The organism is Robiginitalea aurantiaca (genome assembly GCF_030380815.1).
GTDB classification, from domain to species: Bacteria; Bacteroidota; Bacteroidia; order Flavobacteriales; family Flavobacteriaceae; genus Robiginitalea; species Robiginitalea aurantiaca.
Map to the genome: position 1 here is coordinate 129,579 of NZ_JAUDUY010000002.1, position 26,520 is coordinate 156,098.

The 26,520-nt window shown below is 48.3% G+C and carries 22 protein-coding genes; 14 read left to right on the forward strand and 8 right to left on the reverse strand.

The window, feature by feature from the left end; genetic code table 11:
- The first annotated feature begins 108 nt into the window (after nt 1–108).
- On the forward strand, nt 109–3,003 hold the full coding sequence (locus tag QU605_RS04125) for a PEP/pyruvate-binding domain-containing protein (RefSeq protein ID WP_289724009.1): 2,895 nt from the start codon (nt 109–111) through the stop codon (nt 3,001–3,003).
- A complete protein-coding gene (locus QU605_RS04130) occupies nt 3,003–4,262 on the forward strand; it encodes a serine hydrolase (protein WP_289724010.1) in 1,260 nt (419 codons plus the stop codon). Before QU605_RS04125 ends, QU605_RS04130 begins: the two co-directional genes overlap by 1 nt.
- 9 nt (nt 4,263–4,271) lie before the next feature.
- Here QU605_RS04130 and QU605_RS04135 read toward each other — a convergent pair whose 3' ends face one another.
- The 4 genes from QU605_RS04135 to QU605_RS04150 all read right to left on the reverse strand — a co-directional run bounded on the left by QU605_RS04135 (nt 4,272) and on the right by QU605_RS04150 (nt 9,656).
- Nucleotides 4,272–7,088, reverse strand: coding sequence for an Npt1/Npt2 family nucleotide transporter (locus QU605_RS04135; protein WP_289724011.1), 2,817 nt, complete (start codon nt 7,086–7,088; stop codon nt 4,272–4,274).
- 12 nt (nt 7,089–7,100) lie between these two features.
- Nucleotides 7,101–8,081 (reverse strand): serine hydrolase, encoded by a 981-nt coding sequence (locus QU605_RS04140; RefSeq protein WP_289724012.1) that lies wholly within the window; start codon nt 8,079–8,081, stop codon nt 7,101–7,103.
- A gap of 141 nt (nt 8,082–8,222) precedes the next feature.
- Nucleotides 8,223–9,026 (reverse strand): TIGR00266 family protein, encoded by an 804-nt coding sequence (locus QU605_RS04145; RefSeq protein ID WP_289724013.1) that lies wholly within the window; start codon nt 9,024–9,026, stop codon nt 8,223–8,225.
- 174 nt (nt 9,027–9,200) lie between these two features.
- Nucleotides 9,201–9,656, reverse strand: coding sequence for a DUF4442 domain-containing protein (locus QU605_RS04150; RefSeq protein WP_289724014.1), 456 nt, complete (start codon nt 9,654–9,656; stop codon nt 9,201–9,203).
- A gap of 135 nt (nt 9,657–9,791) precedes the next feature.
- Between QU605_RS04150 and QU605_RS04155 the strand changes: the two genes are divergently transcribed.
- The 8 genes from QU605_RS04155 (at nt 9,792) to QU605_RS04190 (ending at nt 16,537) form a co-directional block, all read left to right on the forward strand.
- Nucleotides 9,792–10,274, forward strand: coding sequence for a DUF4870 domain-containing protein (locus tag QU605_RS04155; RefSeq protein WP_289724015.1), 483 nt, complete (start codon nt 9,792–9,794; stop codon nt 10,272–10,274).
- The gene (locus QU605_RS04160; protein ID WP_289724016.1) at nt 10,271–10,726 is read left to right on the forward strand and encodes a nuclear transport factor 2 family protein; all 456 of its coding nucleotides are present in this window, start codon (nt 10,271–10,273) and stop codon (nt 10,724–10,726) included. Before QU605_RS04155 ends, QU605_RS04160 begins: the two co-directional genes overlap by 4 nt.
- A gap of 139 nt (nt 10,727–10,865) precedes the next feature.
- The gene (locus QU605_RS04165) at nt 10,866–11,201 is read left to right on the forward strand and encodes a PadR family transcriptional regulator (RefSeq protein ID WP_289724017.1); all 336 of its coding nucleotides are present in this window, start codon (nt 10,866–10,868) and stop codon (nt 11,199–11,201) included.
- 1 nt (nt 11,202) lies between these two features.
- On the forward strand, nt 11,203–12,927 hold the full coding sequence (locus tag QU605_RS04170; protein WP_289724018.1) for a PspC domain-containing protein: 1,725 nt from the start codon (nt 11,203–11,205) through the stop codon (nt 12,925–12,927).
- A 143-nt stretch (nt 12,928–13,070) separates the two neighbouring features.
- Complete coding sequence (locus tag QU605_RS04175) at nt 13,071–13,793, forward strand: head GIN domain-containing protein (RefSeq protein ID WP_289724019.1); 723 nt, start codon at nt 13,071–13,073, stop codon at nt 13,791–13,793.
- A gap of 115 nt (nt 13,794–13,908) precedes the next feature.
- Nucleotides 13,909–14,922, forward strand: a complete 1,014-nt coding sequence (locus tag QU605_RS04180; RefSeq protein ID WP_289724020.1) for a dipeptide epimerase — start codon at nt 13,909–13,911, stop codon at nt 14,920–14,922.
- Nucleotides 14,919–15,968 (forward strand): aminotransferase class I/II-fold pyridoxal phosphate-dependent enzyme, encoded by a 1,050-nt coding sequence (locus tag QU605_RS04185; protein ID WP_289724021.1) that lies wholly within the window; start codon nt 14,919–14,921, stop codon nt 15,966–15,968. The genes QU605_RS04180 and QU605_RS04185 overlap by 4 nt, the downstream gene beginning before the upstream one ends.
- 122 nt (nt 15,969–16,090) lie before the next feature.
- Nucleotides 16,091–16,537, forward strand: a complete 447-nt coding sequence (locus QU605_RS04190; RefSeq protein ID WP_289724022.1) for a hypothetical protein — start codon at nt 16,091–16,093, stop codon at nt 16,535–16,537.
- A gap of 76 nt (nt 16,538–16,613) precedes the next feature.
- On the opposite strand, the gene trxB is transcribed toward QU605_RS04190, so the two are convergent.
- From trxB to QU605_RS04210, 4 genes are all read right to left on the reverse strand, one after another.
- Nucleotides 16,614–17,582 carry a thioredoxin-disulfide reductase gene (gene trxB / locus QU605_RS04195; RefSeq protein WP_289724023.1) on the reverse strand — a complete coding sequence of 323 codons (969 nt, stop codon included), beginning with the start codon at nt 17,580–17,582 and terminating at the stop codon, nt 16,614–16,616.
- 161 nt (nt 17,583–17,743) lie between these two features.
- A complete protein-coding gene (locus tag QU605_RS04200) occupies nt 17,744–18,751 on the reverse strand; it encodes a 4-hydroxyproline epimerase (RefSeq protein ID WP_289724024.1) in 1,008 nt (335 codons plus the stop codon).
- Nucleotides 18,752–18,805: 54 nt separating this feature from the next.
- A complete protein-coding gene (locus QU605_RS04205; protein WP_289724025.1) occupies nt 18,806–20,395 on the reverse strand; it encodes an aldehyde dehydrogenase (NADP(+)) in 1,590 nt (529 codons plus the stop codon).
- 84 nt (nt 20,396–20,479) lie between these two features.
- Nucleotides 20,480–21,400 (reverse strand): dihydrodipicolinate synthase family protein, encoded by a 921-nt coding sequence (locus tag QU605_RS04210; RefSeq protein ID WP_289724026.1) that lies wholly within the window; start codon nt 21,398–21,400, stop codon nt 20,480–20,482.
- Nucleotides 21,401–21,584: 184 nt separating this feature from the next.
- Between QU605_RS04210 and QU605_RS04215 the strand changes: the two genes are divergently transcribed.
- The 4 genes from QU605_RS04215 (at nt 21,585) to QU605_RS04230 (ending at nt 26,506) form a co-directional block, all read left to right on the forward strand.
- A complete protein-coding gene (locus QU605_RS04215) occupies nt 21,585–22,244 on the forward strand; it encodes a peroxiredoxin (RefSeq protein WP_289724027.1) in 660 nt (219 codons plus the stop codon).
- Nucleotides 22,245–22,459: 215 nt separating this feature from the next.
- On the forward strand, nt 22,460–23,356 hold the full coding sequence (locus tag QU605_RS04220; protein ID WP_289724028.1) for a beta/gamma crystallin-related protein: 897 nt from the start codon (nt 22,460–22,462) through the stop codon (nt 23,354–23,356).
- Between the two features lie 406 nt (nt 23,357–23,762).
- Complete coding sequence (locus QU605_RS04225) at nt 23,763–25,007, forward strand: cation:proton antiporter (protein ID WP_289724029.1); 1,245 nt, start codon at nt 23,763–23,765, stop codon at nt 25,005–25,007.
- A 203-nt stretch (nt 25,008–25,210) separates the two neighbouring features.
- Complete coding sequence (locus tag QU605_RS04230) at nt 25,211–26,506, forward strand: hypothetical protein (RefSeq protein WP_289724030.1); 1,296 nt, start codon at nt 25,211–25,213, stop codon at nt 26,504–26,506.
- The last annotated feature ends 14 nt before the right edge of the window (nt 26,507–26,520 follow it).

Here is a 26,520-nt window from a genome sequence, read left to right on the forward strand (position 1 = left end):
GATTCAGTAACAGACCTGAATTGAACGGACTTAAACAGATTCAATAAAGTCCGGCCCCACGCAATCCAACTCAAAATATTTTGTTAAATTTCCCCTTAAACTCAAACGATGAAAAAGAAGGTTTTCCTGCTGTTTTTACTCCCCTTGATCACTATGGGGCAGGTAAGCGAAAAATTTGAAGTGGACAACAAATATGTCCGGGATTTAATTGATAAATACAAAAAAGAATACCGGGGGCCGTACAAGGACCTGAGATGGTTCTGCAATGACGGCACCCTGAATCCCCCCAAAGAACCCTGTGAAAACGGCGGCGTCCAGCACGCCAGGTACTCCGATGAAGTAGTGGCACTGGGCGAAAAAAGCCATGTTTTCCTGGGCCAGATCCTCGCTTCTACAGATTATGAAGCCTTCTGGGATGCACCCAACGACCATTCCCGCCTTAAGCAGTACATGCTTGAAAAGTACCTCAAGTCCGTCGATGACGGATGGGTGAACCGGAAGGCGCAATTCTACAGGGGTCATGTGCAGTCCGAGGACGAGTCTGAGTGGGGCAAGAATTTCTTTCTCTGGCTTCTGGAAAAACCAGGTGTCCTGGAGAACAATTTCTACCTGGTCCGACAGGCTGTAAAAGACATCCCGCATTCGGGTGATGACAATGTGGCCCAGCTGATGCGCAGCCAGTCGAAAGCCATTGCCGATGCCTACCCCGCCTTCCAGAACCTCCGGATAAAAATCCACGGGCAACCCGCGCGTGAGGATATCGCTTCCGTCAGGGAATTCAAAGCGCAAAACGCTTCTAAACTATCCGCTTCCCTCAATGCCGATTTTGATGAACTTATCGGTACCATGGAGACGTTTTTTGCCCCTGTGGACGTTCAGGATCTCAAGAAAGGACTTTCACTTGTGACTGAGGCAGGCCTGAGACAGGACCTCTCATCTCAGGTCGATAAATTAAGTCAGGGGAATTCCGATCAAAAAATACAGTACACCTCAGAGGCGATGTGGATGATCCGGGAGCGAATTGATTCAGAGGCTTCTGCCGCTGGTAAACTTGCCTTGCTGGACCTGTCCCTGAAATTGGAATCCCTCCTGATCAGTGAACTTTCCGGGAATGAGGCTGCCACCCTGAAAACCCTTTTAGACCAGGTATGTTTTCTGAGTATGGCTGCGGCAGCTTCCGGCTACACAGAAACCTGGGAGTGGGAGCAAATCCGCGGAAATCTGAACCCGGTTGAATCCGGGAATATTTCCCTTGAACAACTCAGCACCCTGGCAGAGGCCGCGAGGAAGCAGCTGAACTGGGGCACGAGTTACAACAAGGCGGTTTTCGATGAGGATATAACGCGCTTCGAGGGATTTGAACCCAAATCCACGGCCTTTTACGACGACCGCATCCGCGGTTCTGTCGCCCTTTACCTGGGCAATAAACTCGGGCGTTTGGGATCCTTTATCACAAAAGAGGAGAACCTGAACAACCAGGTCCTCGACGTATCCAATGCAAGCCAGATCAGTGGACTGAACCCCGGTTATGCAAACGGAAAACTGGTCATTGTGGAAGGAAATTTGCAGAACATGGATGTAGACCCCAATTCCATCTATGCTTTCGAACGACCCCCTTCGGACCTGAGGCCTGTGGCGGGTATCCTGAATATCGCTGAAGGCAACCTGGTCTCCCACCTGCAACTCCTGGCCAGGAACCTTGGAATTCCCAATGCTTCGATTTCCAACGAAAACCTGCAGGAACTTAAAAAATACAATGGACAAAGGGTCTTCTATGCGGTCTCCAACAAGGGTACGGTCATCCTGAAACAAGAAAAAGAGATGAACGCTACCGAAAAGGCCCTTTTTAAGAAGGAGGTTCGCAATGAGGAAATGATAGAAGTGCCCGTGGAGAAAATTCGCCTGAATCAGACGACCATAATGAATCTGACCGAAGTGGATGCAAAGTCATCCGGGGTGGTTTGTGGCCCGAAGGCCGCAAATCTGGGGGAACTTAAAAAGAACTTCCCGGATCATGTGGTGGATGGATTTGTCATCCCCTTCGGGATTTTCAGGGCGCATCTGGATCAGCAGATCCCCGGACAGGATCAGACCTACTGGGGTTACCTGACCGACATTTATGCCTCAGCCCGGAAAATGAAGACCGAAGGGCGCCCCACTTCCGAAATCGAAAAATTCCAGCTCGGCCAGTTCGCCAAATTGAGCCGGATGATTATCGATATGCCAATGCTGCCCGGTTTTACAAAGGATCTCGAAGATTCCTTTACAGGCATTCTGGGCAAATCCCTGGGACAACAACCTGTCTTCCTCCGAAGCGACACAAACATGGAAGACCTCGCCAGTTTTACGGGTGCAGGTCTGAACCTCACCCTGTTCAATATAAAGGAACGGGATGCTGTAATAGACGGCATCAAGCAGGTATGGGCTTCCCCTTTTTCTGATCGAAGCTATCGTTGGCGGCAGAAATACCTCAACAACCCGGAGAACGTATACCCCTCTATTGTGGTCATCCCGGGAGTGGACAATGACTGCTCTGGAGTGATGATCACCAAAGGGGTGAGTTCCGGAAGGACAGATGAGATCACCGTGGCGATGAGCCGCGGGGTTGGGGGCGCGGTAGAAGGTCAGTTGGCAGAAACCTGGGCGATTAAAAAGAACGGGGAGCATCATCTGATTGCCCCTTCCCGCGAATTGTATTACAACAGCCTGAGCCCGAACGGGGGTACAGTTGTAAAAGAAGCCTCACTCAGCGGGCCAATAATGGATAAGGGCCGGATCTCAAAAATCAACAGCTTCAGCAAGGAACTAATCCGCACCATGGAAAGCCGCGGTATCCAGGGGCCTTATGATGTGGAACTCGGCTTTAAGGACGAAAAAATCTGGCTCTTTCAGGTACGTCCATTTGTCGAAAACAAAGGGGCCCTTAGCTCAGAATACCTGCAGTCCATAACCCCGGAAGTCGACCAGAATAAATCATTCAGTTTAAAATCAACACTTAAGTAATGAGCAAAGTATTCCTAATTGCCGCCTTGTTATTCGGCTCCTTTTTTATCTCAACCACAGAGTATCCATACGACGGGTACGAACGCACGGGGATCAGGCGCCTGAAATGGGTTGAGGACGTGCAGAGTGGTAAAATAAAATCAAACCGCCTGCGCCCGGGAGCTTTTTATCCCCTGAGTTCCATTGCCTTAAACCTCGATAACCGGAAGGTAACCCTGACCGCCGATGGAATTCCGGAGACAGACCCCGGACTGCAATCCCGGGTGGATGGTCTTTTCAGAGGTCTGAACACGAATTATTCCATGACCCTGCTCGACATGTCTCCAGGCAAACCCATACGATATGCAGAGCACCGGCCGGCCGCCCAGTACCAGCCCGGAAGTGTCGGGAAACTGGTCGTTTTATCCGCCTTTTTTACCGGGTTAAAGCATGTCTACCCCGGGGATTTTGACAAGCGAATCGAACTGTTGAAAACCAAACAAATCAGGGCGGGGAAATGGGCCTTGTCGGATCACCACACCGTCCCGGTATACAACCTTGAAACAGGAGAACAGGTCAAACGCAAGGTTCGGGAAACTGATGTTTTCTCCCTATTTGAATGGGTAGACCATATGGTTTCGGTCAGCAATAACGGTGCGGCAAGCGTCGTCTGGCGCGAAGCCCTGTTGATGCATATATTCAAGGATAAATACCCTTCGCTCACCTTCGAGGAGTCAGAAGCGTATTTCAAAAGCCAGCCCAAGTCAGAACTCTCTGAATATGCAATTACCACCGTAAACCAGCCGTTGAGGGACCTGGGGATTAGCGAGGACGAGTGGCGACTCGGAAAATTCTTTACAAGTGGGGCTGGAAGCTATATTCCGGGACGCGGCGGAAGTATTGGCACCCCGATCGGGCTGATGAAATACGTCATGGCCCTTGAAGAAGGAAAGATCGTAGATGCGGAAAGCAGCCTGGAAATGAAGCGCCTACTCTACCTTACGGATCGTAGGATTCGCTATGCGTACTCCCACAGGCTGGACAGTGCAGCGGTCTATTTTAAATCAGGAAGTTTCTACAGCTGTGACCGTAAAAAGAACCCGAACTGTGGGGATTACCAGGGTAATGTTTACAACTATATGAATTCCGTGGCCATTATTGAACACCCGGACGGGACGCGATACGCGGTATGTCTGATGTCCAATGTCCTGAATAAGAATTCCGCCAATGACCATTTGGCCCTGGCAGACAAGGTTGATGATTTGGTCCGCGGGAAATAAGGAGGTGAACTATTTTTTCAGCACCTGTGCAGCCTGCCGGCGCAGACTTTCCACCGGACTCTTTAAAAGGGGTTCGATTAGCGTATCGTATTGCTGAGTATCCATCTGGGCTATGAGAAAAAGCACTGCATGCCTGATCTTCAAATCACGGCGCGAAAGCAGGCTTTCAAAACACTCCCGTTCACTTATGGACGGGAGTTTCAGTTTCTGCAACACTTCCTCCGAGTAGACACTGCCCTGACCGAGACTATCGATGATGGGAACTAAAACATGCCGAAGCCTGGAATCGAGGATGCTGTCGATAAATTCAATGGCATTGGCGCGTTGCTGTTCGTCCCCGTCAATGGAAAGCTTCAGGATGGGATCGATATCCGCTTCGTGATACCGAACCCCTAGCAGATTAAAGATGCGTTCCAGGTGGGCGTCCACGCGATGTTGCAGTATAACAATCAACCCTTCCCGGGCCTCCCGGATATTTCCTGATTTCTCCGTCTCTGGATCCTTATCGTGCTCCGATACCTGGGAATGCAGAAACGTCAAGAGGTTTTCAAACACCTGGCATTCCTCCAAAATTTTACCGGCAATCAGGTCATGGTCTATCTTGAGCTGAGGGGATTCGACCTTCATGGATTTCAAGGATTGGATCGCTTTAACAGATACCCCATATTCCGCAGAATCGATTAGTTCAATAAGGGCCGAGACTGCCTTTTCAGAGCCCAGTGCCCGGAGCACATCAGGAATAAACAGTGCATCCCGTAAATCGATTTCCAGGTTATCCACCACTTGCTTCAATAGGGGTATGATCCCTTGTCCATAACCTTTGAGGCATCTGATCACGGCGCCGCGCAATTCTTTTTTATGAAGGTTGGATGCAATTAAGGGGATATACGAAGCATCCTGAATTTGGGACATGCTATCCAGGGCTGCCTCCAGTATTTCAGGATCGCTTTCTTCCAGCATTTCACGCACCAACCCATAACGGGACTCCAGCCTGGTATGGCCTATCACCTCCAGAGCTGCGATGACGTCAAACTTCCTTTCTGAATTCCACGGTGCCTTCCCGGCCCGCTCCATAAGGCTGTCCACACGTTCATCCAATTTCAGTAATTCTTTCAGGTGCGGGTCCGTATGGACTTCACGGGCCACTGCAAGAAGGGTAAGTGCATGGATATTGGTGCGGTTGCTATGTGCTTCAAAGTCATGGATTTCCTCCCGGTGCAAGTCGTGGTCTTTATGCAAAAAATACCGAAGTGCGTGGATGACTACTTCATCAGAGGGATCATTGAGCATTTGTTCCATTTCTTCCCTGATGTCCTCCGAATCCAGATAGTATAAATTCCGGATGGCCAGGGCGCGAACGTGTTCATTAGGATGGTCCAGCAAGTTGCGAATGGCGCTGAAATAGTGCTCATCCGGGCTATTCAGGATTTCCTCCAGCATAAAAAGCACCTGCGATCCCTTACCTGAATTCAGGACCCTTTCCACTGTCTTATAGACAGATGCATCATGTACATCGAAATGGTGAGCCACATGCTTTTTTGCCCTGGGGTGCTCCTTAAGCAGCAAATCCCTGAAGGACTTCTGGTAGGCCTTGAAAAGACGGGAAATCAGAAAAATCCAAATCCCAATCAGCCCTATATTAATATAGCTTATATAGAGGCTCGGAATATCCATCCCGTTGACGAGAAAAATCAGAATAACCCCTGCAAGCCCGGTGGCAATGCTGTCAACTACAATATCGATAAACGGTTTGGCGTGCTTTCGGACCTCTATGGAAACGGGGATGTAAACGAGTTCAGAGGAGGCCTTATTCAGCGATTGCTTGAGACTTCCCTCCACGATCTTTATCAGCACCACCACCCATAATTCCGGGATTATCAGGAGCAAGACAGAACCCAGCAGGATGCCGGAAGGCATAAACACCAGTGCCTTTCCAATCCCGAAATACTTTAATATCCGCTTGGAAAGGAACAACTGTACAAGGAGGGAAACCACGCTGAGGGTAGAAAACCAGAATCCGAAGAAGGCGGTTAAGTCTTCAGTATTCGTGATTTTTTCAGCTGCAAAATGACTGTACTGGTAATCCACCATTTTTGCCACAATTACGCTGACTCCCACTGTTAGGGTAATGAGGGACAGCAAGTGGCTGCGGCGAATCATCGACAATGGGTTTTCCTCCGATTTTTCCTTTATCGGCTTTTCAACGTGACTTTTATCGACGTATGTTTTCCAGAGATACGAGCTGATTGGGATACAAATAAGGATCAGCACCGCCGCCACCAGTAAAAGGTTCTCAGAGCTGATCACCTCGGACAGCAAAGAGGTCAGGTAACCGCCGAAAATACCGCCGGCTATAGCCCCGGACCCAATGAACCCGAAGAGGCGCTTTGCCTCACGAACATTGAAAACGAGGTTTGCCAGGATCCAAAATTGTGACGTAGTCAGAAGGCCATAAATGGCTACAAACAGATAGGGTGCATAGAGCCAGCCCGTTGTGGAGGGATGAAAATGCAATAAAAAGCAAAAAAGTCCGAAGAGTAAGGCACATAAGATGAGGGTGCCATAAATCACTCTGTTCAGGGGAAAGATCCAGAGTATTTTATCGTAAAAAAACGAGAACAGGACCGCAAATACCGCTGTGAGAAGGTATGCGGTAGGAAGGGCTTCAGAAGAAAGGGCCGTGAGGAATATGGAATTGATAGTCGGTTTGACAATCAACAGGGTTGTAATCAGGATAAAAACATAGAGCTGCAGAAGCAGGGCCCTACGCATCTCGGTGGGCTTGATGTCAAACAAGTTGCTAATCAGGCTGGGGATTCCCTGCATCAAATAGGTTTTTTAAAGCTTGAGGACCTTTTCAACGGGTCTGACAAGACTGCGGACAATTTGTTCGCCTCCGGGGTCTTCCGTAAGGGCTACCAAAATATACTTCCTGTCGGTGTCCCAGACCAGGATGGAATCCGAATGCCAGGACTTCCAGGAGCCTGATTTGCGATACAGTTCTGCTTCGGGTGCAATTTGGCCCAGGATGTGTACGAACTTGTGCTTAAGCGCGGGATCTTTCATAACCTCCAGCATATCGGCAGATCTATCATAACTCACCAGTTTTCCATATGCCAACCGGTAATAAAACCTGCTTGCCTGAAATACATTCGCCGCATGGCTCAGGTTCTTCATGGGCTCCCTATTGGTCTTTCCGCTTCGGGAGTACATTTTACCTACCCAGAGCCCACCACCCTCGGATTCCTCGTAAAACTGGTTCTCAGGATCCCGCAGGACACTTTCGATTTTCTCATACCCCAATAGATCGATAATACGGGAGGTAGCCGAGTTATTGGAATACCGAATCATCTGGTTCATGTCCTCCCTCAGGGCATTGGTCTCTTCCACTTCCCCCTTGTAGATCGCATCTTCCACAGCCAGCAAAACCGCAATTTTGGGCAAGCTTGCCGCATACATCATTTCCTTCCCGTTGATACTGGCATACCTCGGGTTTTTCCAGTCCGTCAAATCGACCAGGCCCAGACAGAGTTTCCTGCTGGAAATCAGCCGTGCAAAAACGGGGTTCCCGAGCAGTTGCTTGTTGAGTCTGGTTTGCAAATCCCTGTTTCGACAGGACTCCAGGGGCTTGAAGGCGCTATCGGCAATTTTAATTGGAAGCTCCGGCATCTGAAGCGCTTCAACTCCAAAGGCCACCTGAGGATTTTCCCCAACCCCAGCCTCCACGTCCATAGCAACCCCGGAATACTCCTCATTGGGGAGGGTTTCTACAGGATTCGAAAACAGCAGATAAACGATCAATAGGATCGATACTCTCATACCTCTGAATTAAATGGGTCCACGGGCTCAAAAGATACGTCACAGCAAACTGGCTGGGCGTATGCCGACTCCACTAGCCCTGAGGGCTTATGGCTTGGAAGATACTCTATGTCTGGAAATTCCACAAGGGCAGGTATGGGGTCAAAACCGATCTCCCATGGCGATATCCCCAAGATCACCCAGGATACTTCCCTCCCCTTTTTGTTTTCCTCCCCCTTTTGGCGCCGCTGCCCAAACGCGCTCCGCGAGTCGGCTAAAGGGAAGGGACTGAATATAGACAATGCCCGGGCCTCTGAGGGTGGCAAAAAATATACCTTCACCCCCAAAGAGTGTGTTGCGGATTCCCCCTATGAATTCAATGTCGTAGTCCACCGTCTGCGTGAACCCGACCAAACACCCGGTATCGACCCGAAGCAATTCACCCTGGGCAAGTTCTTTCCGGGCCATGGTCCCGCCGGCATGGATAAAGGCCATCCCATCACCTTCCAGGCGCTGCATAATAAAGCCTTCTCCTCCAAAAAAACCGCGGCCCAGACGTTTTGAAAACTCAATGCCCACATGAACGCCACGAGCTGCGCATAGAAAGGCATCCTTCTGACAGATAAAGCTTCCGCCTTTCTCCGAAAGGTCTATGGGTAGAATTTTACCCGGATAAGGGGAGGCGAAACTCACGGATTGTTTTCCCTGTCCGGTATTATAAAATGCGGTTAAAAACAAGCTTTCCCCGGTAAGGATTCGCTTACCTGCAGAAAGGATCTTATCCAAGATACCACCCTGCTTTTCCCTGTGGGATCCGTCTCCGAAAATCGTTTCCATCTTTATATGCTCTTCACCCATCATGAATCCACCGGCCTCTGCGATTACAGCCTCCATGGGGTCGAGCTCAATGGAAACATATTGCATTTCTTCCCCAAATATTTCGTAGTCGATTTCGTGTGCGTTCATAACTGTATAGTTTTTTATTGCGTTATTGATTCTGTTTGTCCGATGAAGTTGTTACTGAAGGGGGTGCCCCCCACCCCGTTACTAAAATTACGCGATTACCCCGCAAAAACAGTTCAGAAGACTCCAAATAATAAGTAGCCATTTCCACAAAATGTTACATGCGAAGACAGCTTGTCATTTTCGCGCCTTCAGGGTCCATTCAAAATGAAACTCACTGACGACATCACCCGCCTGATCCCTTCCCACTGAGGTCATCCATATGGTATGCCCGTCGCCGGATTTCAATACCTGTTCGAGCGTTTCGGTAACCAGGTCACCCTGATCGCATCGGAAGGTGATGCGGCCTTTCGCCTTTTTACTGAAATTGGCCTTGTTATTTAGAACGAGCATCGAAACACCTTGGCCTGATTTGCGGATTTCCTCGCTCACCAGCGCTCCGGTAGTCAATTCAGCAGCCATACCCTGTACCGCCCAGAACATGGAATTAAACGGATTCTGATTTCGCCATCCGTACCGGACTGAACTAATGGCGTGCTTGTCCGTAAGCTCAACCAGACGCACGCCGCACCACCATGCAGACGGGAGTTTAAAGAATAAATATGTATTGAACTTTCGCGTAAATGAACTCATATTTTCCGAACTAATCTTCTTTAAAGGTAGCCAATCAGCCCCGCACATAATTGTTAATATTATGTTAATTTATAGTACTATGTTTTGCATAATACCTTCTTTTAGCTATATATTTGCATAAGAAACAACTAGGTCATGGCAGAAACTATAACAAAACACGAGCGAAACCTCTCCGCACTTATCCACGGAGCTACCCTCGGACGTTTCTTTTTTCCGCTCGGTCAATTCCTCTTTCCACTACTTTTCTGGTTGCCCAACCGAAAACAATACGCCTTTGTGGATTATCACGGGAAACAGGCCTTAAACTTCCAGATAAGTATGACGCTTTACGCGTTGGTTATCGGAATGATTTCCTTTCCCTTTTTTCTTGGGCTCCTTCCCAATATTTTCGACGGGGGAATCATCGAATGGGCGCATGGGAACCACAGGGGACCCTTTCATTATGGATTCATGGATAATTTCTGGAATTCACCCAGGTTCTGGTTGCCTTTGGGACTGACGGGATTTCTGGAGCTCGTGCTTTATGCCGTAAACATTATTTATACCATCCTGGCGACCCTGCGCACCAATGAAGGAGCGTATTTCAAATACCCTTTGACCATACCTTTTATAAAATGATACTGAGATTCATCTATATAGCCTTTGGAATTTTACTGCTGGCCCCCTCAGGGGTCAAGGGACAGGTTTCCGAGGATTCAGATCTCTATAAAACAATAATGGAGCTGGACGCTTCCTATTTCGAAGCCTACAATTCATGCGATTTAGCGACCCAGGCGAGTCTATTGAGTGACGATCTTGAATTCTACCACGATCAGGGCGGACTGAGCACATCTAAATCCGATATTATAAACAGCATCGAGAAAAATATTTGCGGTAAGGTAACCCGGGAACTTATTGCGGAAAGTGTCGAAGTACACGAAATCAAGGGATTTGGTGCCGTTGAAATCGGATACCACAAATTTTATAACAATCAGGAGCCCGACGCCCTGAGCAAACCCAGCCGGTTTGTATCGGTCTGGAAAAATACCGATGGTATTTGGAAAATGCATCGGGTTGTGAGTTTACATTAAAACAGGAAAGCAGTTTATTCATCAATTAAACATCAATCAGACATCAATCAAGCCATAAACAATTATGAAATCACAAAAAACGAACAGTTAACCCGGATCCCGGTCTCATAAGAGCTGGGCATCAAAGAAGCGACAAATTATGAACATAGAAAATACAAAAGCACAAATGCGCAAGGGGGTACTGGAGTACTGCATCTTGTCCATCCTCAGCGAGGAAGATAAGTATGCTTCTGAAATCCTGAATACCCTGAAGGACGCTAAAATGCTCGTTGTGGAGGGTACGATCTACCCTCTGCTGACCCGCCTTAAAAATGCCGGGTTGCTGAACTATCGCTGGGAAGAATCCAGCTCAGGACCACCCAGAAAATACTACGGCCTCACTGAGACCGGTAAGTTGTTTCTAAAAGAACTCAATACCACCTGGGATGAACTCCGATCGGCGGTTAATTTGGTCACCAACGCTAAAACGACGTAAAATGAACAAGACAGTAAATATAAATTTGGCGAACATGCTTTTTCATATTGATGAAAATGCATTTCAAAAGCTGCAGCGCTATCTGGAGGCTATTAAGCGTTCCTTTTCAGGGACTACCGGTAGCGACGAAATCATCGCTGATATCGAAGCCCGGATTGCTGAACTCTTCTATGAAAAAATGGAAAACGAGCGGCAGGTGATCACCTCGAAAGAAGTCGATGAAGTCATTGCCATCATGGGCCAGCCGGAGGATTACCATATCGATGAAGAGATCTTTGAAGACGCCCCTTCGGGGAACCGGCCAACCGGGCCTGCAAGGGTGCGCAAGCTCTACAGGGATATCGACCGGAAATATATCGGTGGGGTGTGCGCCGGCCTGGAATACTATATCGGGATAGACGCCCTATGGATTCGCCTGATCTTTTTGTTCCTCGCAATATTTGCCGGAGGCTTTGGCCTTATCGCATACATCATCTTATGGATCCTGGTTCCCGAAGCCGCTACCACTGCACAGAAACTCGATATGACGGGGGAACCCGTCAATATCAGTAATATTGAGCGGAAGGTAAAGGAAGGTTTTGACGAAGTGGCCGACAAGGTTCGGAGTGTAGACTACGATAAAGTAGGAGATCAGGTAAAAAAAACGGGGAAAACGTTTTTTGATACCGTAGGGGACATCATCATGTTCCTCTTTAAGGTTGTAGGGAAATTCATAGGAATCCTCCTGGTCATCATCGGAGCCTCTACGCTCATCGGGCTGTTTATCGGGTTGTTCACAGTTGGCATTATCGATGCTGTGCACATTCCTGGGATCGATTTTATCAGTATGGTAAATTCAACAGACGCCCCGGTATGGCTGGTCTCCCTGCTAATGTTCTTTGCCCTTGGAATTCCTTTTTTCTTTCTGATGTACCTCGGATTGCGCATTTTGGTCAATAACCTTAAATCCATTGGGAATATTGCTAAATTCTCCCTTCTCGGACTATGGTTGATCTCACTGATCTCCCTGGCCGTCCTCGGGATCAAGCAGGCCTCTGCCCATGCCTATACAGGGAGTATTAGTGAGCGGGAAGTCCTTACGACGGGTCAAATACCTGATACACTTCAGATTCAATTCAGAGATTCGGATTACGGGGAACTCTCTACAGCCACCGTTGGCGGATTGGAAATCAGATACGACGAATCGGACAATGCCCTGCTCTACTCCGACGACCTGAGGCTGGACATTCAGAAGTCCGAAGACACCCTCATGAGCCTCAGAATCCGCAAGGATGCCGACGGGAGTTCCTATCAAAATGCGAGGGATCGGGCCGGACAAATAGACTATTCGTATTCCTTTTCCGGAAATACCCTGACCCTTGAGGATCATTTTACCACAGCGGTTAAGAATAAAATACGGGATCAGGAAATCAGGCTGACCCTGTTCATCCCTGAAGGAACCGTACTTTCTTTTAATTCAGAAGCAGGTGATTTTATGGGCAGGCGAACGCGATACGACAAGGATATGTATCGCAAACGGATCGTGAATTACACCTGGATTATGGACAGCACTGGCGGGCTTAATTGCCTGAATTGTCCGGAAGACACCGAAGATGAATCGGATGGGAACGGCCACATCATTATAGATGAGAACGGCATTGACATCGACGTCCAGGACTCCCGGGATACCTTCCGGATGAAAATTGACGAGAATGGAATCAAACTCAAGGCCCGAGAAAATGGCTAATTGTACACTTCAGTTCAGGAATTCGACATTTCAGTCTGAATTTCTACCTGAATTGACGAAAGGCAGCGACTTTTACAAAAGAAATATCAGCATTGACTAAAAACAAAAGGACTTACGTCCGGTAACATCAAAAAACGAACATCATGGCAACACTAGCAAGATTTACAATCGCAATTATTCTCGCCCTGCTCTCCTCCTCATGTATTATGGATGTGGGTTTTGGTAGCGGCGTTAAAGGAAACGGAGAGGTCGTACAGGAAAGCAGGGACATCACGGAAGACTTCACGGCAGTTACCGCCTCAGAAGGCCTGAATGTCTACGTTACCCAGGGATCAGATTTTAAAATACGCGTAGAAGCCGATGAGAATGTAATCGATTTGATCGGAACAGACATACGCGATGGAAAACTGAAAGTTCACGCAATTGAAAACATTGGAAGAGCGACCAAAAAAATCTACGTGACCATGCCTGAGGTTACATCTCTTGCAGCTAACAGCGGGGCAGATCTGATAGGGGATGGACTTATCGAGGCGGATAAAATAAATCTTGATTCCAGCAGTGGTGCCGGTTTAAAGGTAGAAATAGTGGCCGACCAGATTGAAGCCAATTCCAGTTCTGGGGCGGATATCCGTTTGGGTGGACGTGCCAACCTACTGTATGCGGATGCCAGCAGTGGTTCTGATATCAAGGCGGTTGAACTTGAATCAAAAATATGTCGGGCCAACGCCAGCAGCGGAGCGGATATACGGGTAAATGTAACTGAGGAGCTTACCGCCCACGCCAGCAGTGGTGCCGACATTGGGTATAGCGGGGAGCCAAAGGTCGAAACGCGTAAGTCCGCCTCGGGCAGTGTTTACAAAAATTAGCGTTCCTAACTTACAACCATACATTTTACAAAGAACCCCGGCCTCAGGTGCCGGGGTTTTTCGTTCCGTTATTCAGGGATTTCATTATTTTAGAGAATTGTAAAAACCAAAATCATTGGAACTAACACTACATTCCTTTAAGCTCACCTTAGCACATAGCTTTGGAATTTCACGAGAGCGGTACGACGAACAACCAACTTTGATCATCTCCTTGAGCCACGATGGAAAAACGGGATACGGGGAGGCCACCTCCAATCCCTATTACGGGGTAGGTATCTCCAACCTTATGCAGGAAATTGAAGAGGCCAGAGGCCTTATTGAAGATGCTTCGGCCTATGATCCTGAAACCCTGAATAAAATGATGAGGGATCACAATCTCTCGAGCTTTGCCTGCTGCGCGGTCGACCTGGCAGCCTGGGACCTTTTTGGAAAACTGGAAGGAAAATCCCTTCATGAAATCTGGGGGACTACCATGGATACATACCCTGTTACCAATTACACCATTGGCCTGGATACCACAGAAATCATGGTGTCCAAGATGAAGGAATTCCCATGGCCTGTCTATAAAATAAAGTTAGGCACAGACCGAGATGTGGCCATAATTACAGAACTGCGAAAACATACGGATGCTGTTTTCCGGGTGGATGCGAATTGCGCCTGGACAGCAAGGGAAACCATAGACAATGCCCTGGCATTAAAGGAACTCGGTGTTGAATTTATAGAGCAGCCCTTACCTGCAGATGACTGGGAAGGTATGGAGCGGGTTTTGCACCACTGCGTGCTTCCCGTAATCGCTGATGAGAGCTGTTTGGTGGAATCCGATGTGGCGCGATGCGCCCTTCACTTTAATGGAATCAATATAAAGCTGACCAAGTGCGGGGGCCTTACCCCTGCCCGTCGGATGATTCGCAGCGCCCGGGATCTTGGGCTAGAAGTGATGGTCGGATGTATGACGGAATCTACAGTTGGGATTTCCGCCATCGCTCAGCTACTGCCGGAGCTTGATTATGTGGATATGGATGGAGCCATGCTTTTAAAATCCGATATCGCCTCCGGAGTGCGCATTGAAGCAGGAGGCCGGGTCATCCTTCCTTCAACCGGGGGCTCCGGGGTAAGCCTGCTCCAATGAAATTAAGAACTGAAACAATACCCGGAGCCGAGCTCTGTATTGGCGAATCCTGCTATCTGTATTTCGGGGGCACGGCCTATCTCGGCATGCAGACGCTCCCTCAATTCAGGGAAGCTCATGCCCAATTCACCCTGGAGATGGGGACGCATTGGGGCGCTTCGCGAGCGGGTAATCTGGTTCTTTCCGTATACGATAAAACCGAAAAAACTCTGGCCGCCTGGCTGGGGAGCGAAGCCTGCCTGACCCTTTCTTCAGGTTTTATGGCCGCCCGGTTGCTGGCAGAACATTTCGCATCCCTGGGATATCCTTGCTATTTCAGTCCCAATTGTCATGAAGCCCTGTTGCCTCCCGGGAGCAAGCGTACATCGGATTGGGAAACCCTAAGGGGTCAATTGGAACAATCCATTTCAAAAGGAAACAAGCTCCCTCCCGTCGTATTTACGGATTCCCTTGGGGAACGCACAAATCCCGGACCGATTTGGGAAAGCCTTGAATCCCTTCCCAAACAATGTATACTCGTCGCTGATGATTCACACGGCCTTGGAATATGCGGCGAAGACGGAAGTGGTTCGTGGAAAGCATTGTCCGCATATGGGTTCAGTGAATTTCTCCTTTGTGGTTCCCTCGGAAAGGCCATGGGGGTTACTGCCGGGATTATCGCAGGTTCAATCCGTATATTGGATCAGCTCAGAGAAACTCCTTTTTTTGCGGGGGCGAGTCCGGCACCACCAGCAGGATTGGCAGCCCTTCAGCTAAGCCTGAATAACGGTTTATATCTGAGGCAGTACCGTCGTCTTATGGACAACGTGAATTATTTTGACACTCTAACCCGGCACTTAGGCAGTCTGATTTCATATCCGGGATATCCGGTGTTTTGTTTCACCAATACCGAACTGGCATCCCATCTTTTCACAAACCAGATTTTGATCACAGATTTTGAATATGTGGCCGAAGCCGGCTCCGGTTCACCCAAGCGAATCGTGATTACCGCCTCCCATGAGAAAACACATCTGGATCAGCTGTCAGAAGTCCTTAAAATTTTCTGATTTTCACACCCCTCCTTTCCCTGCTTTGCGTTTTCAGTAGTATTTATCTTAATTTTTTTCGTGTTTAATTATAATATGTCGTATATTTTTAAGGATTTAAGATGCCAAAAAAACATACTCTGATGAAAAAACTTTATGGAATTCTTCTTTTAGCTGTTGTCGTTCTTACCACCGCTGCAGTCCGTCCCCCAACCCCTGATACCATGCATTCCCTGGAAGGCACCTGGGAACTCAGAAGTTTTTATAACTACGATGGGGAGAACATCCAGGATACCGTTGAACTGGTTCCCGGTTACCGGCAGGTGAAGATGTACTACAATGGCAGGGTTATGTGGTCCAGGACCGATCCGAATGATACCATCGGAAGGTTTGGATATGGGAGTTACCGAATTACAACGGACGAATTGATCGAGGTAATAGAATATGGGGACCACTACATGATGGAAGCTCTGGATACCATCCGTCAGTTCAGCTTTGAACTCAAGATCCAGGGAGATACCTACAGCCAGATTACCCTTGATGAAGATGGACAACGTACGTTTTCCGAAAACTACAATCGGGTAAAATAATCAAAGAAATACCCCTGAAAAGCGCAAAACTCAACAGGGGCATTTTTCCCTTAAATGAATCAAAAGGTTCCTGGATTCAGGAGATGGTTTCAGTAGTTGTTTCAACTGAGGCCAGATAGCGTTCCGCATCTAAAGCAGCCATACACCCTGTACCCGCTGCAGTGACCGCCTGCCTGTATTCCTTATCCTGAACATCCCCGCTGGCAAAAACCCCGGGTTTATTGGTTTTGGTAGATTTACCCCGGGTGATGATATACCCCGTATCATCCATATCAATCTGCCCTTTGAAGATTTCAGTGTTGGGTTTGTGTCCTATGGCTACAAAAAATCCGGTGATCGGAATTTCCTCTTTCGCTCCGGTCTGGTTGTTCACCATTCTCAGGCCTTCCACAACCTGATCTCCAAGGATCTCATCGACCTCGGTGTTATAGCGAATATCGATATTTGAAAGGCTTTCCACCCGGTGTTGCATGGCCTTGGAAGCCCTCATGTAATCCTTTCTGACCAGCATGGTTACTTTGTTGCAAATCTTTGCAAGGTAGGAAGCCTCTTCGGCTGCTGTGTCTCCTCCCCCAACTATAGCCACATCCTGTCCCTTGTAAAAGAACCCATCGCATACAGCACAGGCAGATACACCACCACCTCTGAGACGTTGCTCGCTCGGAATACCCAGGTATTTCGCCGAAGCCCCTGTGGAAATAATGACTGAATGTGCCTCTACAATCTTATCGTTGTCAATGGTTACCTTGTGGATGCCCCCGGGCTCATCACTGAATTCCACTGCCGTAGCCATTCCAATACGCACCTCAGTCCCGAAGCGCTCTGCCTGCTGCTGAAGCTCTACCATCATCGTCGGCCCGTCAATCCCATTGGGATATCCGGGGAAATTATCCACTTCAGTGGTTGTTGTGAGCTGTCCCCCAGGCTCCATCCCGGTGTACATAACTGGTTTTAAATCCGCGCGTGCCGCATAAATTGCCGCAGTATACCCTGCCGGGCCCGAACCCAAAATCAGAGTTTCAAATCTTTCTATCTTTTCTGACATGTTTAACGTATTAAATTCACCGGTATAAAAGTAGGTTTTTCACACACTTCCTTACAGGGAAAGTTATCAAAAGTTTTTAGTATGCCATAGCCTGACCCGCCGGGGCATGTATGATATATGAAAACAACCCGAAGGTGTGAAATAGACTTTTGAAAGTGGTATTAAACCACCTGAAAACCTTCCGGATAAGGGTGTGCCCGATCGATAATAAGGGTATTGTACCCATGAACCCACGCCGATCCTTTTATCTGTGGAATGATCGCCTGAAATTCTCCTACATGGGCAGCTCCGACAACGCTTCCTTCAAACAGCGAACCAATGTAGCTCTCATGTATAAAAACATCTCCCTGGGAAAGTCGTTTTCGGGCGACCCATTGTGCCATACGGGCAGAAGTACCTGTCCCGCAAGGAGACCGGTCAATAGCCTTATCCCCATAAAAAACGGCGTTTCTGGCCGAGGCGGTTTTCGCAAGGGGTGCACCGGTCCATAAAATATGGCTGACATCCCGGATATTGGAATCTTCGGGGTGCATAAACCGTCCCGGATACCTTTTATTGATGGCAGGCCTGAGCCCCTGAGACATTCCAATAAGTTCAGAAGCCGAGAAATCTGCCATATCCCTGAAGTTTTCCTGGGGATCGATAATCGCATAGAAATTTCCGCCATAGCCGACATCAAACTTCAGAACCCCCAGGGGACTCTCAATTTCCAGGTCCCGGGCGGCCAGATAAGAGGGCACATTGGTAAGTGCCACCCAGGTAACTTTATTACCGTCCTGACCGTAGCGGATTCTGACCAAGCCCGCCGGGGTCTCCAACCGTACTTCGCCAGGGGTTTTGGGATGTATTAACCCCTCCTCGATCCCAATGGTAATCGTACCAATTGTACCATGGCCACACATGGGGAGGCATCCACTGGTTTCTATAAACAGGATTCCCAAATCGTTCTGCGGATCAGATGGCGGATAAAGGATGCTACCACTCATCTGATCGTGACCCCTGGGTTCGAACATGAGTCCTTTCCGGATCCAGTCGAATTCCCTGAGAAAGTGAAGCCGGCGCTCTTTCATATTGGCACCCTCCAAATCAGGTCCTCCTTCGGCAATTACGCGAACCGGGTTGCCCGCCGTATGGCCATCGATGCATTTAAAAACATGACGTGTATTCATAGGTGTGAATTCAACTTTATCCCGTCTTAAAATCCAGGCTCAATAACTGCCCGCTCAGACTGCATCGGCGGTCCACACTCCGTTGACTAGCCTCAAGATACCCAGTGGATTCTCATTTCTCAACGCCTGGGGGAGCAATCCATGAGGCAGGTTCTGAAAAGCAATTGGGCGCACCCATCGCTTCACACTGTCCGTACCTACCGAAGTAAATCTGGAATCCGTCGTCGCTGGAAAGGGTCCCCCGTGCTGCATGGAAGGACAAACTTCCACCCCTGTTGGCACGCCATTGACCAGAATCCGGCCCGATTTTTCACTGAGGAGGTCCAACACCTCCGGATTTGATTGCATTTCTTTTTCACTCCCCAAAAACGAAGCCGTAAGTTGTCCCTCCAGGGTGCTGAGTGTTCTTATCAGATCTTCTGTATCCTCACAGGTTACCAGGAGTGTAAAAGGACCGAAAACCTCTCTCCTCAGGGACTCATTGGCCCTGAAATCAAGCGCATTGACCTTCGCCACAGCTCCCGATGAATAGGCCGCCCCGTTTTCTTCCTGTGCAGCCGTCAATTGGGTTACCCCATCCTGCCTGAGAAAATCCATTCTCAAATCCTGATAATTTTCAGCCATTTTTGGATGTAACATGCAGGAAGCCCCCACGGTGTTCACCTCCGCAGCCAAGGTTTCGGAAAAGGCCGTCCAGCCCTGACCTTTAATTCCGAGGACCAACCCCGGATTCGTACAAAATTGTCCGGCCCCAAGCGTAACAGACTGCGCATACGCCTTCGCCCAACCCTTTTCGGATTGGGTGGCAGATGGCATTACCACCACGGGATTGATACTGCCCATTTCTGCAAATACCGGAATAGGTTCCCTTCGCTCAGCCCCCAGGCGCTCCAGGGCGAGGCCACCTCCTCTGCTCCCCGTAAAACCCACTGCTTTTGTCAAAGGGTGGGTGACCAGGGCCGCTCCTAATTCCATGCCACTTCCCTGAAGTTGTGAGAATACCCCATCTGGCATATTGGTTTTCCGGGCAGCCGTCTGAATACACCGACCGACAGCCTCAGAAGTTCCCGCATGCATCGGATGGCCTTTGACCACCACAGGACAGCCCACAGCCAGAGCCGAGGCAGTATCTCCACCTGCCGTAGAAAAAGCGAAAGGAAAGTTGCTCGCTCCGAAAACCACAACCGGACCCAGGGGTCGCATACATTTTCGGATATCGGGTTTCGGCACCGGGGTGCGATCAGGCTGAGCCGTATCGATTCGGGCTTCCATCCAGGATGATGATTCCGCAACATTTGCGAAAGCCCGGAGCTGTCCGGTTGTCCGTCCTAGTTCTCCTCTCGCCCTACCTTCCGGCAATCCGGATTCCTGAGTATAAACCAACACCAGATCCTCTTTGTGCTCTTCCAGTATATCGGCTATTGCCCTGAGAAATTCTGCCCTTCGCAGGCCGGACAGATCCCTGTATACAGAAAACGCCCCCGCAGCCAATTCCATCGCCCTATCGATTTCGCTCTGCGTAGCTTCGCTGAACTTCCAGGGGGTGGGTGCATTGGTTTGTGGGTTTAGCGTCTGGAAGGTATTGTTGCCCGTGGCAGATTCGGAGTATCCGAGTATCTGGGTACCGGTGATTGGATATTGCATGGTTGGTATGTATCTTGAATTATGGGTGGGAGGGGGAATTCCCCTCCAAATATATCTTTCGAAGTCCTGCCTTATGCGTCTTAACTAAAGCAACTTTAAATAGTCCGGTAATTCCGGACGGTCCTTAAGCGCGCCTTCGATAACGCTGATTACCCGGCGTCGTTCAGCCCCTTCCAGGGGAAGACGGGGTTTGCGTACCGCCTCGGAACCCAGATCCACCATTTGTTCGGCGAGCTTAATGTTTTGCACGAGTTGTGGATTAATATCGAGTTCAAGCAATGGCAGAAACCAACGATAGATCTCGAGTGCCTCCTTCATATTCCCGGACGTACACAAGGCGTAAATGGCAACCGTTTCCCTGGGAAAGGCACAAACCAGACCTGCTACCCATCCATCTGCCCCCATAGCCAGGCTTTCCAGGGCAAGGGTATCAACCCCACAGAGAATTTTCAACCGGTCTCCAAACCGATTTTTTATTCGCGTTACATTGGAAACATCCCTGGTAGATTCCTTGACGGCCTGAATGTTTGGACAATCCTTCATTAGCGATTCAAACATATCGAGCGTAACCTCCGTCCCGTAATCCACCGGATTGTTATATACCAAAATCGGAAGATCGGTGCTTTGAGCCACTTCCCTGAAATAGGTTTCGGTCTCCTTGCCCGTGGGTTTATAACGCATGGGGGGAAGCAGCATTAAACCATCTGCCCCTGATTCCTCCGCCGACCTTACGGCCTGTATAGCCCTATTTGTGCTTCCTTCAGCAATATTGAGGATTACCGGGCAGGAGCCCGATGCAACTTCCAGAGCCTTACGGGTGAGTACTTCCCGTTCCTCTGGCTCAAGGGTGCTGGCCTCCCCCAAAGTACCCCCAAGGATGATACCGTTAACCCCAGCTGCGATCTGTGCCCTGGTGTTCTTTTCAAAGAGGTCGAGATCCAGGCCGCCGGAAGCATCGAACTTTGTAGTTACTGCAGGCATCACACCTTTCCACTGAAATTTCATATCGTTGGTTTTAAGAGTTTAAATATACATATCCTGCCGGAATCCCAAGCATGGATACGCTCCCTGAAATGTTCCTGAAGGAACTACTTCTCTGCGGGGGTTCTGTAACCCTGGTTACTGATTTTAAAAGTATCAGACCCTACATTTGATAGCATTATTGCAACACCATTAAAAGTTAATACTCATGGAAAATATTCAATTTGCAAACCCAATGCCCCGGATCGGGGATGCCGCCCCGGATTTTGAAGCCCTGACAACCAAAGGTAAAATCAGATTTTCGGAATTTGCCAGGGACAAATGGGTGCTCCTGTTTTCACACCCTGCTGATTTCACACCCGTCTGTACCACAGAAATGAGCGGCTTTGCTACTCGTAAGGCTGAATTTGATGCCCTTAATACAGAATTAATTGGACTAAGTATCGACAGCATCCACGCCCACCTGGGATGGGTTCAAAATGTCAGGGAAAATACGGGGGTTTATTTTGACTTCCCGATTATTGCAGACCTGGACATGAACGTGGCCAAACGCTACGGAATGTTGCAACCCAATGAAAGTGAAACCGCTGCAGTGCGCGCCGTTTTCTTTATTGATCCAAAGAAGAAAATCCGGCTGATCATGTACTATCCCCTTAATGTGGGACGCAATATGGATGAGATCCTCAGGGCTCTTGAGGCACTTCAGATGTCGGATAAACACAGAGTGGCCATGCCCCTGGACTGGAAAAAAGGAGACAAGGTTATCGTACCTCCGCCCAAATCCCTGGACGAACTCAATGCACGTCTGGCCGATGAAACCCTGGAGAAAGTAGATTGGTATCTGGCCAAAAAGGAACTTGTACTATAAATCATTGTCAAAGAGAAGGTTTTCGTTTCCAGTAATAATATCCCTCCCACTGTGGAGGGATATTTTATTTTTGGATTACTACTACTATTTTCTGGGCCCTTGACAACTCATGCCGGGATCTCATGACGCCTTGTTTACAAGAGCGTCTTTTTTTTTTGCAGAAGAATCGAATAAAAAGTATCTTAAGAGTTGTAAAAAACATTAAATATTTTCGCATGAAAAAATCTGCAATAATTGTATTCCTGCTGCTGTTGATAAGTTCATTTAATATTTGGTCACAGGACCATGTAACGATTTACCAGGACTGCCAGTACGGGGGAAGGAGCCACGCTCTTAAAGCGGGAAATTACCTTGACCGGGATCTGGGGATAGGCAATGATGTCATCTCTGCCATACGGATCCCAAAGGGCTGGAGGGTCACAGTATATACAGACAACAATTTTAAGGGCGTCAGCAGGACATTCGATGAAGATGTCGTTTGTATTGCGGCCGACCTGAATGACAAAATTTCCAGCATCCGGGTTGCACATAAAAGCAACCATAGCAATTCTTCAGCCGGATCCCGTACCCAAATGATAACCCTCTATGAGGATTGTAATTTCCGGGGAACTTCCCACAGCCTGAGACCCGGGAACTATGTTGACAACCAGCTGGGTATTGGCAATGACCGCTTGTCATCCATCCGGATCCCGTCCGGCATGCGGGTTACACTTTACACAGACAACAATTTCAAGGGGAGCAGCAGGACATTTGATGAAAATGTCGTCTGCATGCCGGCTGACCTCAATGACAAAATTTCCAGTATCCGGGTTACCCAAAAAAACAACCACAACAGTTCTTCCAACAGATCTGGTAACAAAATGATTACCCTTTATGTGGATTGCGATTACCGGGGGAGTTCCCACAAGCTGGGACCCGGGACGTATATTGACAGCCAGCTCGGTATTGGCAATGATCGCCTGTCATCCCTTCGAATCCCATCAGGCATGCGGATTACCCTCTATACTGACAACAATAAGCGGGGAGAGCGGATCACACTGGACAAGAGCCACAGTTGCCTTCCTCATGAATTCAATGATAGGGTGTCAAGCGTTCATATAGAACGGTACTAGGGAGACTACTAATCGCCACATGCACTCCAATAGGCTAACCTTCCATAAGAGATCGGACAGACCAGGAGTACAAAGAAGTGTGATTTCGGAGTAGTACACCTTTGAGTCTGTGATACCTGTCTTTAGACTAAAAGGGTGAAATGGACCGAAGCGGGTCATCTACTTTCAGAATTTCAAAGCTAAAGGATACAATCGGAGTCAGAACAATGACAATCCTTAGTCCGATCCTCAATAGAAGGTGACCTTTATAGTGTGTCGATCGGGCAAGGGCCTTATGTAATATCAGAAGTGGTAATTTAAGAGGGATAACCTATATCTCTCATTCATCTTCCAGTATTCCTATATTTGAAACTTTCAAAAAGTGTCATTTTCAGGTTCTGCCTGTCAAAAAAAAGAATTCAGCCTTATGCATATTTTTATTATCGCTACCATTTTGGTTGCCCTTTCCGCACTCTTCGGGTATTTGAATGTTCGGTTTATTCGCCTTCCAAACACCATTGGGCTTACAGTGATCAGCATCCTCTTTACACTGGCTGCTTTTGGGCTCAGTTATTTCGATGATTCCCTCTTACAGGCTGAAAAATACATCATTACCCAGATCGATTTCAGGACGGTATTGCTCGACCTGATGCTGGGGTTCTTACTTTTTGCGGGAGCCCTGCACACGGATCTCGACAAGCTAAAGAAACACCGTTGGCCCGTATTGGCTTTTGCGACTTTTGGTGTCCTGGTTTCGACCTTTCTGGTGGGTTTTTCCAGTTTTTATGTGCTCGATCTTCTGGGTCTGGACGTCCCATTTATATACTGCCTGCTTTTTGGTGCCCTGATCTCCCCCACAGATCCCATTGCTGTATTAGGCATTCTGAAAAAAATAGGGGCTCCAAAAAATCTCGAAATCAAAATCGTGGGAGAATCCCTATTTAATGATGGCGTTGGTGTGGTCATCTTTCTAACCATATTCGGCATCGCGAATGGAACAGATGAGTTTTCGGTATTTGAAATCGGAAAATTATTTGTGCATGAGGTTTTGGGCGGAGTACTGCTGGGACTCGCACTGGGAGCGGTTACTTTTCGGATGATGCGAAGTATAAACGACTATTCCATTGAAGTGATTATTTCCCTTGCTGCGGTTATGGGAGGGATTGTACTCGCTCAGTATCTCCATGTTTCCGGACCTCTTGCCATGGTGGCTGCAGGGTTGCTCGTAGGAGGGACCAAGGCTCGGGCCCAGGCCATGTCCGAAGAGACCGAAACCTATGTGGACAAGTTCTGGGAACTCATTGACATCCTTCTTAACACCGTACTATTTGTCCTGGTAGGGATGGAACTTCTGGTGCTTGATTTTGAAGAGGATTACTTCCTGGCAGGAGCCATCATGATCCCGCTTACGCTCCTTTGCAGATATGCCTCCCTCATGATACCCATTCGAATCTTCGAAAAACCCCTTGAATTTATCCCCAATACGAATCTTATCATGACCTGGGGAGGATTGAGGGGGGCGATATCTATCGCACTGGCTCTGAGCCTGACCGAAGCCATGCACAGGGACGTTTTCCTTGTGATGACCTATGTAGTAGTCATTTTTTCAATCGTCGTTCAGGGCCTTACCGTTGATCCCCTCATTGGACGACTTAAAAAACAATGGAAATAAATAGCGTTATGTGACCTGGATCACTTTAGATCTCTTGGATACTTCAGAATTTTGTTCTGATATAAAGGCCAATGGGTTTAAAACAGAGATCACACTACCTTTTTTTCTTGATATTTGTATGCTTCTCAGGAACCTTAAGCGTACAATCCCAGCATCATACGACTGAGCATACAGCTACGGATACGTCTCGAGTGGCTCAATCCATGCACTCCCAAAAAGATGTAGAAACCCTTAGTGATGTTTTCGGATTGGGAACTATTTCAGGACATGTTCGCAATTTTTTTATGAATACCATAAATCAGGGCGAACTCACCGATTATTATGCTAACGCCACGGGAGGTGCACTGCGAATTAGATCCCATCAGATTTTTGGCTTTGAGCTTGGGGTAGCCGGTATTTTCACCTATAAATTGTTTTCCAATGACCTGAACAGAATGGATCCGATAACCGGGGGAACCGCAAAATTTGAACATCAGCTCTTTGATGTATTGGACCAGGATAATTTTAACGACCTGGATCGACTTGAAGAACTTTATATCAGGTATATTTTTGAACACGGTTATTTGGTTTACGGTAAAATGACCATACAGGATACTCCACTGATGAACCGCTCTGATGGGCGAATGAAGCCCTTCGCATTCAAAGGGGTATGGCTGCATTATATTACGGGAAAGAACCGTTTTAACCTGGCATGGATCGATCGGATTTCGCCCCGGAGCATTGTGGAATGGTTTGATTTTAAAGAAGGGATCGGATTGTTCAACCAGGGGTTTCAGCCCGATGGCAGTGAGGCTGAATACCATGAAAATCTGGAGTCCGAAGGTTTGGCGATGCTCGAATATCAAACCCGGGTTTCAAACTTCAACCTACAGGTTTACCAATGGTACCTTCACAACATTTCCTATACCGGATGGCTTGGAGTGGCCTATCACAAAAATGGATGGAATCTGGGGGTTCAGTACGCCCTGCAGATCCCGGACGGATTCCAGAAGACCCTGGAATACGAAAAGCGGTACGTGCAACCTGAGGAGCGCGGGCAGGTGCTGAGTGGTCAGATACAGTACCTGACGGATCGATGGACCATGCGGGCGGCGTACTCCCGGGCATTTGCGAGCGGGCGCTTCCTTTTCCCCAGGGAACTGGGAAGGGATCAGTTCTATACCTCTATTTCGCGATCCCGCCTGGATGGCTTTGGAAATACCGGGGTTCTGACTTTAGGCGGTGACCACACCTTTGGAATTGAGCGCTTTTCCGCAGGATTTGACTATACCCGAACTTTTGGCCCCGAGGTGGATGCCTTTAAGTTTAACAAGTACAACCTCGATGCGTACCAGCAGGTTAATCTCAGGTTAAACTATGAATTTAAGGGGTTTCTCCGGGGACTCCATATGGCTTTCCTCTATGTTTACCGGGATAATCTGAATACTGACGATCCCCAGGTGGTATTTAACCGCGGGAACCTGCACCAATTGAATTTCATTACAAATTTCGAGTTTTAATTGCCACCCCATTT

What these genes read in the sequence shown, in the direction of transcription:
- QU605_RS04210 (WP_289724026.1), bottom strand. Translation starts at nt 21,400, where the DNA reads ATGAAATTTCAGTGGAAAGGTGTGATGCCTGCAGTAACTACAAAGTTC.
- QU605_RS04205 (WP_289724025.1), bottom strand. Translation starts at nt 20,395, where the DNA reads ATGCAATATCCAATCACCGGTACCCAGATACTCGGATACTCCGAATCT.
- QU605_RS04160 (WP_289724016.1), top strand. Translation starts at nt 10,271, where the DNA reads ATGATACTGAGATTCATCTATATAGCCTTTGGAATTTTACTGCTGGCC.
- QU605_RS04140 (WP_289724012.1), bottom strand. Translation starts at nt 8,081, where the DNA reads ATGAGAGTATCGATCCTATTGATCGTTTATCTGCTGTTTTCGAATCCT.
- QU605_RS04170 (WP_289724018.1), top strand. Translation starts at nt 11,203, where the DNA reads ATGAACAAGACAGTAAATATAAATTTGGCGAACATGCTTTTTCATATT.
- trxB (WP_289724023.1), bottom strand. Translation starts at nt 17,582, where the DNA reads ATGTCAGAAAAGATAGAAAGATTTGAAACTCTGATTTTGGGTTCGGGC.
- QU605_RS04135 (WP_289724011.1), bottom strand. Translation starts at nt 7,088, where the DNA reads ATGCAGGGAATCCCCAGCCTGATTAGCAACTTGTTTGACATCAAGCCC.
- QU605_RS04130 (WP_289724010.1), top strand. Translation starts at nt 3,003, where the DNA reads ATGAGCAAAGTATTCCTAATTGCCGCCTTGTTATTCGGCTCCTTTTTT.
- QU605_RS04175 (WP_289724019.1), top strand. Translation starts at nt 13,071, where the DNA reads ATGGCAACACTAGCAAGATTTACAATCGCAATTATTCTCGCCCTGCTC.
- QU605_RS04215 (WP_289724027.1), top strand. Translation starts at nt 21,585, where the DNA reads ATGGAAAATATTCAATTTGCAAACCCAATGCCCCGGATCGGGGATGCC.
- QU605_RS04225 (WP_289724029.1), top strand. Translation starts at nt 23,763, where the DNA reads ATGCATATTTTTATTATCGCTACCATTTTGGTTGCCCTTTCCGCACTC.
- QU605_RS04145 (WP_289724013.1), bottom strand. Translation starts at nt 9,026, where the DNA reads ATGAACGCACACGAAATCGACTACGAAATATTTGGGGAAGAAATGCAA.
- QU605_RS04220 (WP_289724028.1), top strand. Translation starts at nt 22,460, where the DNA reads ATGAAAAAATCTGCAATAATTGTATTCCTGCTGCTGTTGATAAGTTCA.
- QU605_RS04190 (WP_289724022.1), top strand. Translation starts at nt 16,091, where the DNA reads ATGAAAAAACTTTATGGAATTCTTCTTTTAGCTGTTGTCGTTCTTACC.
- QU605_RS04155 (WP_289724015.1), top strand. Translation starts at nt 9,792, where the DNA reads ATGGCAGAAACTATAACAAAACACGAGCGAAACCTCTCCGCACTTATC.
- QU605_RS04200 (WP_289724024.1), bottom strand. Translation starts at nt 18,751, where the DNA reads ATGAATACACGTCATGTTTTTAAATGCATCGATGGCCATACGGCGGGC.
- QU605_RS04230 (WP_289724030.1), top strand. Translation starts at nt 25,211, where the DNA reads ATGCACTCCCAAAAAGATGTAGAAACCCTTAGTGATGTTTTCGGATTG.
- QU605_RS04150 (WP_289724014.1), bottom strand. Translation starts at nt 9,656, where the DNA reads ATGAGTTCATTTACGCGAAAGTTCAATACATATTTATTCTTTAAACTC.
- QU605_RS04165 (WP_289724017.1), top strand. Translation starts at nt 10,866, where the DNA reads ATGAACATAGAAAATACAAAAGCACAAATGCGCAAGGGGGTACTGGAG.
- QU605_RS04125 (WP_289724009.1), top strand. Translation starts at nt 109, where the DNA reads ATGAAAAAGAAGGTTTTCCTGCTGTTTTTACTCCCCTTGATCACTATG.
- QU605_RS04185 (WP_289724021.1), top strand. Translation starts at nt 14,919, where the DNA reads ATGAAATTAAGAACTGAAACAATACCCGGAGCCGAGCTCTGTATTGGC.